This is a genomic window from Arthrobacter sp. ASL1 (genome assembly GCF_056680475.1).
This window is the reverse complement of the sequence record NZ_CM155284.1, coordinates 3,930,133-3,945,981: the sequence shown is the minus strand read 5'-3', so window position 1 is coordinate 3,945,981 and position 15,849 is coordinate 3,930,133. Positions and strand designations below refer to the sequence as shown.

General features: G+C 66.2%; 14 protein-coding genes. 7 read left to right on the top strand and 7 right to left on the bottom strand.

Annotated elements, in window-relative coordinates:
* The first annotated feature begins 47 nt into the window (after positions 1 to 47).
* Genes lipB through AC1MEQ_RS18630 form a run of 3 tightly spaced genes read left to right on the top strand, consistent with a single transcriptional unit; the run spans position 48 to position 2,525 of the window.
* A complete protein-coding gene (lipB, locus tag AC1MEQ_RS18640) occupies positions 48 to 731 on the top strand; it encodes a lipoyl(octanoyl) transferase LipB (protein ID WP_479792806.1) in 684 nt (227 codons plus the stop codon).
* A complete protein-coding gene (gene lipA, locus AC1MEQ_RS18635; RefSeq protein WP_479792805.1) occupies positions 728 to 1,732 on the top strand; it encodes a lipoyl synthase in 1,005 nt (334 codons plus the stop codon). Before lipB ends, lipA begins: the two co-directional genes overlap by 4 nt.
* 31 nt (positions 1,733 to 1,763) lie before the next feature.
* Complete coding sequence (locus AC1MEQ_RS18630; protein ID WP_479792804.1) at positions 1,764 to 2,525, top strand: DUF4191 domain-containing protein; 762 nt, start codon at positions 1,764 to 1,766, stop codon at positions 2,523 to 2,525.
* Between the two features lie 72 nt (positions 2,526 to 2,597).
* Here AC1MEQ_RS18630 and AC1MEQ_RS18625 read toward each other — a convergent pair whose 3' ends face one another.
* A complete protein-coding gene (locus AC1MEQ_RS18625; RefSeq protein ID WP_479792803.1) occupies positions 2,598 to 3,032 on the bottom strand; it encodes an RDD family protein in 435 nt (144 codons plus the stop codon).
* 274 nt (positions 3,033 to 3,306) lie between these two features.
* Between AC1MEQ_RS18625 and glnA the strand changes: the two genes are divergently transcribed.
* Positions 3,307 to 4,731: a type I glutamate--ammonia ligase gene (glnA, locus tag AC1MEQ_RS18620; protein ID WP_479792802.1), complete on the top strand. Its 1,425-nt coding sequence runs from the start codon at positions 3,307 to 3,309 to the stop codon at positions 4,729 to 4,731.
* 96 nt (positions 4,732 to 4,827) lie between these two features.
* On the opposite strand, the gene AC1MEQ_RS18615 is transcribed toward glnA, so the two are convergent.
* Positions 4,828 to 5,988, bottom strand: a complete 1,161-nt coding sequence (locus tag AC1MEQ_RS18615; protein WP_479792801.1) for an HNH endonuclease signature motif containing protein — start codon at positions 5,986 to 5,988, stop codon at positions 4,828 to 4,830.
* Between the two features lie 393 nt (positions 5,989 to 6,381).
* Here AC1MEQ_RS18615 and AC1MEQ_RS18610 point away from each other — a divergent pair, with 393 nt between their 5' ends.
* From AC1MEQ_RS18610 to AC1MEQ_RS18600, 3 genes are read left to right on the top strand one after another with little or no spacing between them, the layout of a single operon-like run.
* Complete coding sequence (locus AC1MEQ_RS18610; protein WP_479790704.1) at positions 6,382 to 7,467, top strand: site-specific integrase; 1,086 nt, start codon at positions 6,382 to 6,384, stop codon at positions 7,465 to 7,467.
* Positions 7,464 to 8,399 carry a tyrosine-type recombinase/integrase gene (locus AC1MEQ_RS18605; protein WP_479790705.1) on the top strand — a complete coding sequence of 312 codons (936 nt, stop codon included), beginning with the start codon at positions 7,464 to 7,466 and terminating at the stop codon, positions 8,397 to 8,399. Before AC1MEQ_RS18610 ends, AC1MEQ_RS18605 begins: the two co-directional genes overlap by 4 nt.
* On the top strand, positions 8,396 to 9,469 hold the full coding sequence (locus tag AC1MEQ_RS18600; protein ID WP_479792800.1) for a tyrosine-type recombinase/integrase: 1,074 nt from the start codon (positions 8,396 to 8,398) through the stop codon (positions 9,467 to 9,469). Before AC1MEQ_RS18605 ends, AC1MEQ_RS18600 begins: the two co-directional genes overlap by 4 nt.
* Here the strand turns inward: AC1MEQ_RS18600 and AC1MEQ_RS18595 are convergent, their stop codons facing one another.
* The 5 genes from AC1MEQ_RS18595 to AC1MEQ_RS18575 form a co-directional block, all read right to left on the bottom strand.
* Positions 9,470 to 10,717, bottom strand: coding sequence for an IS256 family transposase (locus tag AC1MEQ_RS18595; protein WP_479792799.1), 1,248 nt, complete (start codon positions 10,715 to 10,717; stop codon positions 9,470 to 9,472). It lies immediately after the preceding gene.
* 126 nt (positions 10,718 to 10,843) lie between these two features.
* Positions 10,844 to 11,899: a DUF222 domain-containing protein gene (locus AC1MEQ_RS18590; protein WP_479792798.1), complete on the bottom strand. Its 1,056-nt coding sequence runs from the start codon at positions 11,897 to 11,899 to the stop codon at positions 10,844 to 10,846.
* A gap of 135 nt (positions 11,900 to 12,034) precedes the next feature.
* Positions 12,035 to 12,172: a helix-turn-helix domain-containing protein gene (locus AC1MEQ_RS18585; RefSeq protein ID WP_479796181.1), complete on the bottom strand. Its 138-nt coding sequence runs from the start codon at positions 12,170 to 12,172 to the stop codon at positions 12,035 to 12,037.
* A gap of 182 nt (positions 12,173 to 12,354) precedes the next feature.
* Positions 12,355 to 12,678 (bottom strand): cupin domain-containing protein, encoded by a 324-nt coding sequence (locus AC1MEQ_RS18580; protein ID WP_479792797.1) that lies wholly within the window; start codon positions 12,676 to 12,678, stop codon positions 12,355 to 12,357.
* A 60-nt stretch (positions 12,679 to 12,738) separates the two neighbouring features.
* Positions 12,739 to 15,849 carry a bifunctional [glutamine synthetase] adenylyltransferase/[glutamine synthetase]-adenylyl-L-tyrosine phosphorylase gene (locus AC1MEQ_RS18575; RefSeq protein WP_479792796.1) on the bottom strand — a complete coding sequence of 1,037 codons (3,111 nt, stop codon included), beginning with the start codon at positions 15,847 to 15,849 and terminating at the stop codon, positions 12,739 to 12,741.

Below are 15,849 nucleotides of genomic sequence, written 5' to 3'. Positions count from 1 at the left end.
CTTCATGCAATTCGAACCTGTGCACGCCGACGAGTAGCGTTGCCCTCATGACCATTTCCTTCCAGCGGCTGGGCTTTGCCCCGGACTACGTTGACTACCAGGAGGCCTGGGACTTGCAGCGCCGCATCCACGACGACGTGGCTGCCGGTAAGCGGGGGCCAGAAGTCCTGCTTCTCGAACATGCTGCCGTCTATACGGCAGGCAAACGAACCGAGCCACAGGACCTTCCGGTCGATGGGACTCCTGTCGTCGACGTGGACCGGGGCGGCAAGATCACCTGGCACGGTCCGGGACAGCTCGTGGGATACCCGATCGTGGAGTTGGCGAACCATGCCGGCATCCGCGACTACGTCCACCGCCTCGAGGAGATGCTCATCAACATCGTCGCCGACTTCGGTATCGAGGCCGAACGCGTTCCCGGCCGGGCCGGGGTGTGGGTGCTGGGCACCGATGGTAGCCAGGACCGGAAAATCGCCGCCATCGGCATCCGCGTCGACCACGGCGTGACCATGCACGGATTCGCCCTGAACTGCGACAATGACGATGCGGCGTTCTCGCGGATCATCCCCTGTGGGATCGCCGATGCGTCCACGACGAGCATTACCCGGGAGAGCGGGCGCCCCGTCCGCGCCGTCGATGTACTCGACCGCGTGCAGGAGGAGCTGACCCGGCTCCTCGAACCCGCCATCAAGAACTTCCAACCGATCGCTGATGAAGGAGCCCTACTGTGAGCCTCGCCCCCGAAGGACGTCGCATGCTGCGCATTGAACAGCGCAACTCGGCCACCCCCGTGGAACGAAAGCCCGAGTGGATCAAGGCGAAGGTCGAAATCGGGCCGGAGTACGTTGAACTCAAGAAACTGGTCAAGGACAAGGGCCTGAACACCGTCTGCGAGGAAGCCGGCTGCCCCAACATCTTCGAGTGCTGGGAAGACCGCGAGGCGACGTTCCTCATCGGCGGGTCCGAATGCACCCGGCGCTGCGACTTTTGCCAGATCGACACCGGCAAGCCGCAGGCCGTCGACCGGGCCGAACCGTTCAAGGTCGCCCAGTCCGTCAAGCAGATGGGCCTGCGCTATGCGACCGTGACGGGCGTGGCTCGTGACGACCTGGAGGATGAGGGCACCTGGCTCTACGCGGAGACGGTTCGCCGGATCCACCAGTTCAACCCGGGCACCGGCGTCGAACTGTTGATTCCCGATTTCTCGGGCAAGAAGGAATTCCTGGACGAGATCTGTGCTTCGGCTCCCGAGGTCTACGCCCACAATGTCGAAACGGTACCTCGCCTTTTCAAATCGATTCGTCCGGCATTCCGCTACGAACGCTCCCTGGATGTCATCGCCCAGGGGCGCGACCACAACATGATCACCAAATCGAACTTCATCCTCGGCATGGGCGAAACGCTCGAAGAAGTTGTCGACGCCATGCGCGATTTGCACGACGCCGGCTGCGACCTGTTGACCATCACGCAGTACCTGCGCCCCACCGAACGTCACCACCCGGTCGAGCGCTGGGTCAAACCACAGGAATTCGTCGACCTGCAGAAGGCGGCCGAGGAGATCGGCTTCCTCGGCGTGATGTCGGGCCCGCTGGTGCGCTCGTCCTACCGGGCAGGCCGCCTGTGGGCAGGTGCGATGCGCAAGAAGGGCCTGCCGATCCCCGAGGAACTGGCACACATCGAAAGCTCAGGCACGACCAAGCAGGAGGCCGCGACCCTCCTGGCCGCCCACTAGCACCTCGCCGATCGCGTAGAATCGAACCACTATGGCCAAGACCCCTAACTCTCCCGCAAATGATGATGCGAAGCCCAAGCGTTCCTTGTTCTCCCGCAAGCCCAAAGCCGAAAAAGCCGCCAAGGAACCGGGTCGGCTGAAGCAGCTCGGCCAGGTCTTCCAAATGACCCGGCGCAACGACCCGAACGCCGTTTGGTGGATGGTTTTGGCCTTCGTCGGCATCATCGCCATCGGCCTGGTCGTCGGGCTGCTGATCGACAACTGGATCACCACGCTGCTGGTGTCCATTCCCTTGGGCCTGCTGGCCGCATTGCTGATCCTCTCCCGCCGTGCCGAACGGGCGGCCTTCAAGCAGCTCGAGGGCAAGGCCGGCGCCGCCGGCGCCTCCATGTCGGTCCTGCGCCGCGGCTGGATCCTCACCGAGCAGCCAGTGGCCATCAGCCCGCGCACCCAGGACCTCGTCTTCCGCGGTATCGGCCGCCCCGGCGTCGTGCTGGTCACCGAGGGCCCGACCAGCCGGGTCCGCCCCCTCGTGGATTCCGAACGGCGCCGGATGAGCCGAGTGCTGCCGAACGTCCCGATCCACGTCATCAATGCCGGATCGGGCGAAGGCCAGACCGCTCTCGGTGACGTTGCCAAGAAGATGAAGAAGTTCCCGAAGGCGCTGAACAAGCAGGAGGTCCACGCGGTGGACATGCGCCTGTCGACGTTGGGAAGCGCCAAGCTGCCGATCCCGAAGGGCATCGATCCGACCAAGGCGCGCCCCGACCGCCGGTCCATGCGCGGCCGCTAACCGTCACATGCAAATGCCGGCTCCCCTTGGGGGCCGGCATTTGCATGTGTGGAACGACGTCGTGAGCCGTGCTCAGATGCGGACGAGGATCGCTTTGATGGCGCGGTCGTGCAGTCCACGCTGGTCGGGGTCGGTCACCAACGGCGGAACGACGAGGCACACGAGGATCCCGCGGATGAGGCCCTGCAGGGGTCTGATGGCGGAGCCGTCCATCCCCTGGACCTGCATCCCGAGGATGCGGTGGCCGATGGAGTGACCGGTTACGCCGACGAAGACGATCTGCATGGCCGCGAAGATCGTCAGGTTCGCCAGGGAGCTGCCGTTGAAGAAGATGAAGGATGGGACCATGGCCAGCGCCCAGTCGATGCATAGGGCCGCCACGCGCCGGCCGATGCGGACGACCGACCCCGGCCCGGACTCCGGACGGCCGAGTCGCTGGCCCGGCCAGTCTTCGGGGTTGAGCTGCGGCGGGCCCTCGAGCCACGAACCGACGTCTTTTCTTTCCACCCCACCACCTTACCGTGGCGCTCTTGTCGTTCACCGGCGTCGTGCCCGGAAACACACGCATTCTGGCGACCGTGGACCCGACCTGCGTTGCCGACCGCGCACGATTCCTCCCCCCGGATCCCCGCCCGTTCCCGCGCCCTGTAACGTCACCGAAACAAATGTGTCACGGTCGGGAAACCAGAATTCGCTAGGGTAGGGGTAACAGCGAGGGGCCGACACGTGCAAAAGCCGCGTGCTTCCCTGGCCTGAGCAGATCTCTTAGGAGCAGTAGCAGATGTTCAAGAACCCGGACGAAGTCCTCAAGTACATTGCCGACGAAGAGGTTAAATTCGTCGACATCCGATTCACGGACCTCCCGGGGGTGCAGCAGCACTTCAACGTCCCGGCGAAGACGGTCGACGCCGACTTCTTCGTCAACGGGCAGCTCTTCGATGCCTCGTCGATCAAGGGCTTCCAGGGCATCGCCGACTCCGACATGCAGTTGATCCCTGATGTCACCTCCGGCTTCCTCGATCCCTTCCGTGTCGAGAAGACGCTGGCCTTCAACTTCTCCATCGTGAACCCGCGCACGGGCGATCCGTACCACCGCGACCCGCGTGGCGTGGCCGAGCGAGCCGAGGCCTACCTGGCCTCCACCGGTATCGCCGACACCGCGTTCTTCGCCCCCGAGGCCGAGTTCTTCATCTTCGACAACATGCAGTGGGAGTCGAAGCCGCAGGGCTCCTTCTACAAGATCGACTCCGTCGAGGCACCCTGGAACACCGGCAAGAAGGAAGAGGGCGGGAACCAGGCGTACAAGACGCCGTACAAGGGCGGCTACTTCCCGGTCTCCCCCACGGACAAGCAAGCCGATCTGCGCGACGCGATCTGCCTGGAGTTGGAGGCCGCGGGCCTCGAGGTCGAGCGCTCCCACCACGAAGTGGGCGCCGCGGGACAGGCCGAGATCAACTACAAGTTCAACACGCTGACCCACTCGGCCGATGACATCCTGAAGTTCAAGTACATCGTCAAGAACCTCGCCGATGCCTGGGGCAAGTCCGCCACGTTCATGCCGAAGCCCATTTTCGGCGACAACGGTTCGGGCATGCACTGCCACCAGTCCCTGTGGACCGATGGCGTCCCGCTGTTCTACGACGAGAAGGGCTACGCGGGGCTCTCCGACGTCGCCCGCTGGTACATCGGTGGGCTGCTCAAGCACGCCTCGGCGGTCCTCGCCTTCACCAACCCGACAGTGAACTCCTACAAGCGCCTGGTGAAGGGCTTCGAGGCCCCGGTCAACATGGTGTACTCGCAGGGCAACCGTTCGGCTGGCATCCGCATCCCGATCACCGGATCGAACCCGAAGGCCAAGCGCATCGAGTTCCGCGCGCCGGATGCCTCCGGCAACCCGTACCTCGCCTTTGCAGCACAGTTGATGGCCGGCCTGGACGGCATCCGCAACCGCATCGAGCCGGCTGACCCGATCGACAAGGACCTCTACGAGCTCCCGGCCGAAGAGGCCAAGGACATCCAGGTGGCCCCCGGCTCCCTCGAGGAAGCGCTCCTGGCACTGGAAGAGGACTTCGAGTTCTTGCTCGCCGGCGATGTGTTCACCGAAGACCTGATCCGGACCTGGGTCGACTTCAAGCGGGAGAACGAAATCAAGCCGCTCTCGCTGCGACCGAACCCCTACGAGTTTGAGCTCTACTACGGCTGCTAGAACCTAGGCAGCAGTACAGGAAGCCAGACACCGGACTCCCGGTGTCTGGCTTCCCTGCGTGATGGGCCGCTAGCCCGAGGCCCCTTTCGACGCCGCTTAGAAGGGTGGATCCTCCGGCGTTGGCGGGAGCGGCGGACGGGCGCCGCCCCAGGGATTGTCACGATCGTCCGGCCGCTGGATGGCAGGCGGGCCATATTCGCCGGCATTGCGCTTCAGGCGCCGTTTCCGGGTCGCCTTGCCCCATTTGCTGCGCGCATAGCGGCCGTGCTCTGGGTTTTCGCTCGAACTATCCGGTACGTCCTGTATGCGTCCCCACTCCCTGATCTGCAGGGACTGGTATCGCGCTGACTCGATCTTTCTCGATTCCGTGCCATACAGGTCCCGTGGATCATCGGGCTCGAGGTCCTTCCATAGCCAGCGCTCCCATTGGATCGTGGCCAGGAAATCCGTCCGGGTCAGGGTCGCCACGGCATGGTCTGCGGCTCCCGCGTGTTGCGGCTCGGAGACGCGTGGAATCCGCGCATCCGGATCGATCGGCGGGGCTTGGCAACCGGCGGTACCGGTCTGGACACTCGGCTGCCGCCTGTCGGCAACGGCCCAGGGTGCAGACGGATATCTGACACGCTGGGTCCCAAAGAGGCTCGTGACAAGCGTCGTCCCCCCGGCACACTGCTCCACCTCGATCAGCCCCAGGGACTTCAATCTGTGACAGCGTTTGCACCTCAGCTGCGTGTTGGCGATGTCCGTACCACCACCGTCCTGCCATTCCTCCGTGTGGTCGACTTCGCAATTTCGCGCCGGTCCCGTACATCCGGGAGTCGTGCATCCGCCGTCCCGGAACCGCAGCGCCGCGCGTTGGGCAGCAGTGGGCCGGTATCGGTCCTGGCCGAATTCCATGATGGCCCCGGTGATCGGATCGGTGATCAACCGCCACCAGGTCTTCGCCGCGCTCATCAACTTCGCGGCTGACTCCTGATCGATCGAGCCGGCACCGAGCATGGTGGGGACGGGGGCACCCGGAGGGAGCTGTGCGATGGCGAGAGCACCGGCGTCGTTGAGCCGGTCGTCGACCGGGCCGGTCGACACTTGCGGCACTTCGCGGACCGGGCCGGGCTCCGGGGCCCGGCCATCAACAACCGTGTCGTCGACAGAAGACGGTCCGCCGGGGGTCCCCGGAAGCATCGTGGCGGGGATCGCCACGAAAACCTCTGCGTTGACCGTCTCCAGTCCCTGGCCCCGCGGCCCGTTAAGCACCATGTCGGTGTTATTCCGAGGTCGGAATAACACCGATTGTTCCGATTCTCAGATTATTCCGATTTCTGCGTGAGCGGTCCTGTGGCTTGTACGATCTCTCCTTGCGATCGGGATAAACCTGTTGGGCCCGGAAGCTAGCGCCCGGCATCCTGGGCCGGGGAATTCCCCATGGACTCGGGAAGAGTGGCCTGTGCATCGTGGTGTGACCGCGGCCCGTTCCCGAGTGGCCGCGACCATCCGATGGAGGTCTGGGTCATGGAGAAGGGTCTATCAACGCTTGTCGGGGGCGTGCTGGCGGAAGCCAAGCGCATTGGCTTGGCCGATTCGACAGTCGGGTACTACCGAAGCTGCTGCCGCGTGGTGGTTCGGTACTGCGAGAGCCGGGGGATCGATCGGTTGACAGAAAAGATCGTGGCGGAGTTCCTGCCGGCCATGGACGAACGGGTGCAGCGTGGCCAGATCGGTCCCATGACGCGGTCGACGCTGGAGAAGACAGCCGAGATGATGCTGCAGTTCCAGCAGACCGGTGCCGTTCTCTGGCGACGGCGCAGGCCGCCCTCGGGCTTGGGAACACCGGGGGAATCAGTCCTTGTTGCCTTCGCGGAGTCGCTGCATGACGAGCTGGCATCGCGTTCGGTGAGCTCGATGGTCGGCGAGGTGCGCCAGTTCCTGCGCTATCTGGAAGGCACCGGCTGCACCCTTGGATCTGTGACGCTTGATGAGGTCCGCGGCTTCCTCGTCGAGGCCGGGCCCCGTCACACCTCGGGCATGGGCAACACCGTGTGGGCCATCAAACGGTTCTTCAGGTTCGCCAACCAGGAGGGCTACTCGATGTTGGGGGTCGAGGTGATGCTGGCCAGAGTCGGGCCGCGGCGAGTACGGGCGCTGCCGTGCTTCACACCCGAGGAGACCGCCCGGATCCTCGCCGCGATCGAGACCGGCTCTGCGCGCGGGAAGAGGGACTACGCGATGGTCCGGTTGGCGTTGTCGACCGGATTGCGCTGCGGCGACATCCTCTCGCTGAGGTTGGAGCAGATCGACTGGCACCGGGATGAGATCCGCCTGGTCCAGCACAAGACCTCGGCACCGCTGACGCTGCCGCTGTCGGCAGAGGCCGGCAATGCGATCGCGGACTGGCTCCTGCATGGCAGACCGGCATGCCATGCGCCCGAGGTCTTCGTCCGCGTCCGCGCCCCGTTCGTGAAGCTGAGCGGGCCGACCGGGGCGCAGGTCATGAACCGGTGGCTCCCCAAGGCCGGCGTGTCCCACCGGGCCCACGACGGCAAGACCTTCCACGCCCTGCGTCGCACGACGGGCACCCGCCTGGTCGAGTCCGGCGCCGAGCTGGAGCTGGCCGCCCAGGTCCTCGGCCACGGCCGCCTCGACTCCTCGAGGCGCTACATCGCCTTGGCCGACGGGTCCCTGCGGGAATGCTGCCTGCCGCTTGACCAGTTCGCCCCCACCATGGAGGCCCTGCGATGAACGCGTTGTTCGGCAGCGGCTTCGCCTCCCACATCGAGGCGATGCTCGAATGGCGGACCGGTCTGGGCTACGCGAGGACCTTGGCCTATCCGATGCAGCGCTTCGACAAGTTCTGCCAGACCCATCGACCCGGCGAGACGATTCTGACGCGGGAGCTGGTGACGGCCTGGTGCGCGGAAGGAACCTGCACCGAATGGCCGGCGTACAAAACCCGCGCGATCCGCGAGTTCGGCAAGTACCTGACGATGATCGGCATCGAAGCGTTCCTCCTGCCCTCCGACTGGATCAGTCGCCCCGCCAGGACCCTGCCGCACATGTTCACCGACGAGGAGCTGACCTGCTTCTTCGCAGCGACTGACTCATTCCCGGCGAACCCGGCAAGCCCGTTCCGCGAATACACGATCCCGGTGTTGTTCCGGCTGGTGCTCGGCTGCGGGCTACGGCCGCAGGAAGCCCGGCGGCTGCGCCGCCGTGACATCGACTACGACCAGGCGGTCGTGGTGATCGAACAGTCAAAGCGCAACAAGGACCGCCGTGTCCCGATCGATGCCGGCATGGCCGCCCTGCTGGCCCGCTATGAGGAACTGGCGAACCTGCGCCGCCCCGACCGGGAGTTCTTCTTCGAATACCACCCCGGACAGCCATATCCGGGCCGTTGGCTGACCGCTTCGTACCACCGGTGTTGCGCCATCGCCGGGGACCTGGCACCTGGCTCGACGCCCTACACGCTGCGCCACAACTTCGCCACACGCACCCTGACGCGCTGGGTCGAGGAAGGCCGCGACCTCAACGTGTGGCTGCCCTACCTGTCGGCCTACATGGGCCACGAGAGCTACTCCGGCACCGCCTACTACATCCATTTGCTGCCCGAGAGACTGTCCGCCACAGGGCTGACCGGCGTGGCAGGAATCATCCCGGAAGTGACGCCATGACCACGTCTAACGACAGCTTCTACCGGCATCTGCGCGAGTGGTTCACCGTGTTCCTGCCCCGGCAACGCGGCGCCAGCCCGCACACCATCACCTCTTGTCGCCACACCTGGAACATGCTCCTGGCCTACCTCGCCGAGAGCCGACAAGTTCCGCTGGACCGGATCACCTTCACGATCCTGGACCGTGCCTGCGTCCTCGGATTCCTGGAGCACATGAGGACCACACGTGGATGGACGGCGACGACCTACAACCAGCGCCTGGCCTGTATCCGTTCCTTCTTCAGGTACGCCGCCACCGCCGAACCGACACTGGCCATGCACCTGACCGAGCTCAACGGCATCCCCGCGCTGAAGGCCCCGGCTACCCCGACCGTTCGCCACTTGACGACCACCGCCATCGCCGCCCTGCTGGCCACTCCCGACCCCGCCACCAGGATCGGTGCGCGAGACCAGTTCTTCATGATCCTCATGTATGACCTGGCCGCCCGCGACGCCGAGTTGCTCGCCCTGACCCTCGGCGACATCGACGTCAAACGGCTCACCGTCGAGCTGACAGGGAAGGGATCCAAACCCCGCCGCCTGCCCATCACCACCGAGACCGCCGCCCACTGCCGCCGCTACACCGCAGCCTTCCACCCCGATCCTGACCCGGCGCAACCGCTGTTCTACACGATCCACGGACACCGCAAGACCCCCATGTCCGACGACAACGTCGCCAGGTTCTTGCGGCAGCACGGTGCCAAGGCCCGTGAAAGCTGCCCCGAAATACCAGAGAAAATCCACCCCCACATGCTGCGGCACTCCCGGGCCATGCACCTCTACCAAGCAGGCATGCCCCTGGCGCTACTCACCGAATGGCTCGGTCACGCTGACCCCGAGACCACGCTGATTTACGCACACGCTGACACTGAAATGAAACGTCAAGCCCTCGCCAAAGCCACCGGCGGAATCAGCACCAGTCCACCAGCCGTACCGATCTGGCACCACCACGAGGACATCATCCAGCGCCTATGGGTCACGTCCCGTGGAGTGGTGGAGTTTACCTCGACACCGTGCGGGTCAGTGATCTGATTATGAGGCAGTGAGTTCGGGGATCAAAATCGCCTCCTCGACCTCTGCCGCGGGCGCCGCCTCGACGGTCTGGAGCGCGGCCATGGACGCCTCCGAGAGATAGCGGCGGTCCCCGGCTTCCCACTCGTCGTGCTGCTCCACCAGGACCGCGCCGGCGAGCCGGAGCAGGGCCGCGGGGTTGGGGAATACCCCGACGACATCGGTCCGTCTCTTGATCTCCTTATTGACCCGCTCCATGGGATTCGTGCTCCAGATCTGGCGCCAATGCCGGTTCGGGAATCCGGTGAACGCGAGCACGTCGTCGCGGGCATCGCCGAGCATCCCGGCAACCTTCGGATGGGACTTGGCAAGCATCCGGATGACCTCGTCGAACTGGGTGTTCACGTGCTCGGCGTCGGGCTGGGCGAAGGCGGTGCGGATGATCGAGGCGACCATCTCCTGGGAGCCCTTCGGCACGATCGAGAGCACGTTTCGCATGAAATGGACCCGGCAACGCTGCCACGCCGCCCCTTGGAACACGGTCGCAATGGCCTTCTTAAGCCCCGTGTGCGCGTCGGAGATGGCGAGCTTGACCCCGTCCAGGCCGCGGGCCTTCAGGTGCCGCAGGAACGCCGTCCAAAAGCCCTCGTTCTCACTGTCCCCGACGTCGAAGCCCAGGACCTCGCGGCGACCGTCGGCGGCGACGCCGAAGGCGACCACGATCGCCTGGGAGACGACGCGGTGCCCGACGCGGGCCTTGCAGTACGTGGCATCGAGGAAGACGTACGGGTAGCCCAGAGCGGAGAGGTCGCGGTCCCGGAAGGCGGCGACCTCGTGGTCCAGGTCCTGGCAGATCCGCGAGACCTCGGACTTCGAGACCCCGGTATCGGCGCCCAGGGCCTTGACCAGGTCATCGACCTTGCGGGTGGAGACGCCGTGCAGGTAGGCCTCCATCACCACGGCGTAGAGGGCCTGGTCCACGCGGCGTCGGCGTTCGAGCAGGGCCGGGAAGAACGAGCCGTTGCGCAGCTTGGGGATCTTCAGGTTCAGGTCCCCGGCGGTGGTGCTCAGCGTCCTGGGCCGGGAGCCGTTTCGCTGATTGGTGCGGCCCTCGGAGCGCTCGAAGGGGGCGGCGCCGATGAACGCGGTCGCCTCCGCCTCGATGAGCTGCTGGTATAGGGTTTCGGTCGCGGTGCGGATCCGGTCGGGGACATCGGTGAGCTTGAGTTGTCCGAGGAGTTCGAGAAGGGCAGACTGGTCTAGAGCCATCGTGTGTTTGTGTCTTTCCGTGAGTTCTTTGATCGGTACTCACTGACCATCGCACGATGGCTCGCTACTTTAAGCGTGCAACTCGCTGACTAGGGAAATTACACCACTCCAGGGGACGCAACCCGCCTATGCGGCCTCACCGGAGGCTAACCCTTTTATCCCGACAACCGCACCACCGGTGCAACTCCGCCCCAGGTCACGCGCCCGTCCAGCAACGACACCAACCCTTCTCGGAATAATCTGAGAATCGGAACAATCTGTGAAGACATCGGCCCGCAGCTGGTCCAGTGTCCGGACTTCGGAGGGGTCGTCCATCGGCTGGGTGTCAGCTTCACCGGCCCCTGCTTTCGCCGCCGCACGGGCGACCGCCGCGGCTGAGTCGGGATCTGCTTTGAGCAGGCGGGCCATGCCATCGATCTTCGAGAAAATGGCCTGGCAGCTCGCGGTCGGGAGATACCCCGAAAACCACGTCATGCCGTGGTTGGCCTCCTCCAGGGTGATGCGCCGGTCGCGCAGCTCGGTGCGGGAGCGCTTGGTGTAGGAGATGCCATAGTACTTTTCCAAGAGCTGACGGCCTCTGACGCGTAACTGCGCGGGGGATTTTCCGGGCGCTGCAGCCAACATGTCCGCGCCGAAATCACGGCGATCCTCCCGTGCCTTGTCCGCCCTCCGGGCCATCTCCCGTTCCCATTGTTCCTTCGTTGCCTCGTCGGCTGCCGTCGGCGGCAAGGGCAGCGGCTCGGGAACAATGTGTTGGGCGTGCTCGAGGATGCGCTGCACATGGCTGGCGCCGATACGGCCCAAGGCCAGCGATTCCAGGACTTCGGGGGTATCCATGACCATTGTCTCCGCCTGGTCCAGGACACGGTGGGCTTGGCCTTGGGAGAGCCCAGCAACCAAGGCGATCTCCATGGCGGCACTATCGGTGGCCGCGAAGAAGACCGTCCGGCCTGTACGCAAGGAAATCTGCATTCCAGGACGGCCCTCCAGCGCCTCCAGACGCGGTTCGACGGCGCATTGTGCCTCGTCGTGGAGCATCGCCGCAGCACGGAACTTCTCTGCCTCGGCAAAACGAGCCAAAGACTCGGCGGACTTCAGTCGCTCCGACCCGGTCACGGACGATCCAGCCAGCCGGGTCATGCGCCACCCGGTGACCTCGACCTCGTCCGCAACCTGTTCCATGTCTCCACGATGCCAGCCGCCACCGACGGTTTGGAACCAGGCCCCAAGTGTGGATACCACCACGGCGGGAAAATCCGTGCAGGCCTGTGACGCGGCGGCGACGGACCCGCACGCCCGGCCCGGGACGAGAAGGGACTAGGTACGTTTTCCGTACCGCTGGTGAACGGCTTGCCGGGTCACCCCCAGCGCTTGGGCGATCGCTTCCCACGACAGACCTTCGCTTCGCGCCCTGCGGACGAGTGCCGCTTCGGCGCGACGGAGCTCCGTGTTCATTTGTGCGACCGCCTGCAAGCGCTGCACAGGGCCTCCCGAACCCATGGACCCGACAAGTGTCTTCATCTGTTCCACCTCCATGATGTCAAGCTATCTTGACTCAGAGTCGATGTCAAGAACACTTGACAATGCCCTTTGGTCCGCATCGCCGTCGTACCCGGAGCCTGTGGTGCGGAGTGTGCCTAACCGGCGATGGTGGTCAGCAGGAAGGCCGCCGGCTCCTTGGCCACGACGTTGTGCACCACGTCCGGAATGATGAACAGCCCTCCGTGCCCCACTTCCTGTTCGCCGCCGTCCCAACGGATCGTCACGGACCCGTGGAGGACCAGCAGCGTCGCGGATTCCGGCTTGGAGTGATCCGCCAGTTCGGAACCGGCGTCGAGGGCCATCAGGGTCTGGCGCAACCGCCCGTCCTTGAGTACCGCCGTGGCACTGCGCCGATGCGGAGCCGACTTCGCCCGTTCCAGGTGCTCCGCGACCAGCTCATCCAGTTCAGCCTTGCTCACATGCATGGTTCCCACTCTCCTCTTCATCCATGGCGGCACGGATCGGCACCGCCGTCGACCTTAATGCTGGCCCGTCTCCTCGAAACCGTAGAAGTGCCGTTCGAAGACGCTGCGCGCCCGGCGGGTGACGCGGCGGTAGTCGTTGTCCAATTCCGAGGCGCCCCCGGCGGGGTATCCACACCAGCGGGCGACCGCCTCCATGTCACGCCAGGACCGCGGCAGCACGTCGGACGCCCGGCCGGTGCAGGCCACCGAGGCACTGCGGATCCGGGTGGCCAGCGACCACGCCCGGTCCAGCAGCTCCACGTCCCCCGCGGGGAGTATCTCCAGCCGTGCCAGCGCTGCCAGGGCCTCACGGGTCGAGGTGGTCCGCAACTCGGGATGGTCTTTGCCGTGTTCGAGTTGCAGCAGTTGGACCAGCCACTCGACGTCGCTCAGCCCCCCACGGCCGAGCTTGACGTGGCGCGTGGAATCCGCGCCGCGTGGCAGCCGCTCCGCTTCGACGCGGGCCTTGATCCTGCGGATTTCCCGGACTTCATCCGCGCCGAGGCCCCGACCGTACCGGATCCCGTCCACGAGCGTCATGAACTCCGCGGCCAGGTCGTCGTCCCCGGCCATGGGGCGGGCGCGCAGCAGTGCCTGGCGTTCCCAGACCAGCGCCCAGCGATCGTAGTACTCGCGGTAGGAGGCCAGCGATCTGGCCAGCGGCCCGTTCTTCCCCTCGGGGCGCAGCGCGGCATCGACCACGAGCTTGGGCTCGGCGAGCACCGCGGGTTTGAGCGGTTGGGTCAGCAGCTTGCCGACATGGGCGAAGATCCGCAGTGCCTGCTGCTGCGCAGACTGCGCATCCGCGCCGTCCCGTGGCCGGTGGACGTACAGGACGTCGGCATCCGAGCCGTAGCCGATCTCGCGACCGCCCTGGCGTCCCATGGCGACCACCAGCAGATCGGTGAGGCGTTCGGTGGAGGCGAATTCGTGCTCCTCCGCCACCCGCAAGGCGGCCAGGACGGCTGCCCGGTCGATGTCGGACAGCGCCGTGCCGATCTCGTCGATGTCCATCAGCTTCGCCGAATCGGCCAGCGCAACGCGCAACATCTCCCTCCGGCGGTTCAGTCGCACCAGGCGCATCCCGGATTCGGGGTTCTTGTGGCGTTTGAGCTTGGCGGCGTTCTCCTGCCACAGCTGTTCGAAGGGCATCGGGCGCAATTCGCGGTCATCGCCCAACCAGGCAGCCGACTCCGGCGAGACCTCCAGCAGATCGGTGATGAACCGCGATCCGGAGAGCACATGGCAGAGCCGCTCGGCGGCGGCGCTCGAATCGCGCAGCATGCCCAGGTACCAGTGCGACTCCCCCAATGCCTCGCTCAGCCGGCGGAAGCCGAGCAGCCCGGCGTCGGGGTCCACCCCGTCGGCGAGCCATTCGAGCAGCACGGGCAGCAGCTGGCGCTGCAGCGATGCGCGACGTCGGACACCGGAGGTCAGTGCCTCGATGTGCCGCATGGCGCCCTGCGGGTCCAGGTACCCCAGGGCAGCCAGCCGCGCCTGGGCCGCGGCCGGCGAGAGCCGGACCTCGTCGGTGGACAGGTTCGATGCCGACGCGAGCAGCGGCCGGTAGAAGATCGCCTCGTGGAGCCGCCGCACGGAGCGCTTGGTGCTCTGCCATTGCCGGGTCAGTTCCTCGGCCGGTTTGCGCCCGCTGACCGCGCGGCCGCGCGAGGCACGGAACAGGACCCGCAGGGCCTCCTCCTTGACCGGCATGAGGTGGGTCCGCCGCAGGTTGACTAGCTGGATCCGGTGCTCCAGGACCCGTAGGTAGCGGTACGCCAGGTCGAAATCCGCGGCGTCGCCCCGTCCGATGTAGCCGCCCTCGCTCAGCGCCGTGATGGCCGAAGTCGTATCCCGCACGCGCAACGTCTCATCGACGCGCCCGTGCACCAGCTGCAGCAGCTGGACCGTGAATTCGACGTCACGCAGCCCCCCGGGGCCCAGTTTGATCTGCCGGGCGAGTTCGTCAGAGGAAATGTTCGCCAGCACCCGCTTGCGCATCCCCTGGACCGACTCCACGAATCCGTCGCGTTCGGAGCAGCTCCAGATCATGGGGGCGATGGCCTGCTCGTAGGCCCGGCCCAGGTCCGCGTCGCCGGCGATGCAGCGGGCCTTCAGCAGGGCCTGGAACTCCCAGCTCTGGGCCCAGCGGTCGTAGTACGCCACATGGGAGGACAGCGTGCGCGAGAGCGCCCCGTCCTTGCCCTCGGGCCGCAGGTTCGCGTCGACCTCCCACAACGCCGGCTCGGGGCCGGGGCTGTTGATGGCGCGTCCGATGCCGATGGCCAGGGTCGCGGCGATGTCCGCTGCCCGGTCGTCGTCCAGGCCCTCTGCCTCGTGCACGTAGATCACGTCCACGTCGGAGATGTAGTTCAGTTCCCGGGCACCGCATTTGCCCATGCCAATGACGGCGAGCCGGACCGCCGCCACGTCCTGCGCGTCGAAGCGCTCGACCGCCTCGGCACGGGCGACGGCCAGCGCCGCGTCGACGGCGGCACCGGCCAGGTCCGCCAATTCGGCGGCCACCACCGGCAGGACCCGGGACGGGTCGTCGGCGCCGACGTCCCGCAGGGCGAGCCAGGCGAGTCCGGCCCGATAGGCCACGCGCAACCGGGAGTACCCGTCCTTGCCGGTGTGTTCGGCCACGGGGACGGCGGCTTCGGGATCGGCTCCGACGGCGGCCAGCAGGCGGGCGCGCAGCACCGCCGGCGGCACCGGCTTCCACCCGGCGGGCACCGCGGGTGCGGTGGCAGGCACGACGGCGGAGGGGTCCCCTTCCCGGGCCGGTCCCGGGTCCGTCGTGGCCACATCGGCAGGTGGCACCGTCTCGAAGATGTCCAGGTGATCGGGGTGCCGCACGAGGAAGTCCCCGAGTGCCTGTGAGGCACCCAGGAAACGCATGACCGGAACCGCGGCCCCGGCGTCGTGCACGCGTTCGAGGATCGCCGGTTCCCGCTCGGCGAGGCGCAACAGCAGCAGCAGCGCCTGGTCCGGGTCGGCGGCGGCGCGCAATCCGGACAGCAGGGCCGCCTCGTCGGCGTCGGCGAGCACGTCGTCGGCCAGGAACCGCTTGGCGCGCTCGACGTCGTCGAACCCCGCGGAGATCAGCTGTCGGGTCAGGCTCAC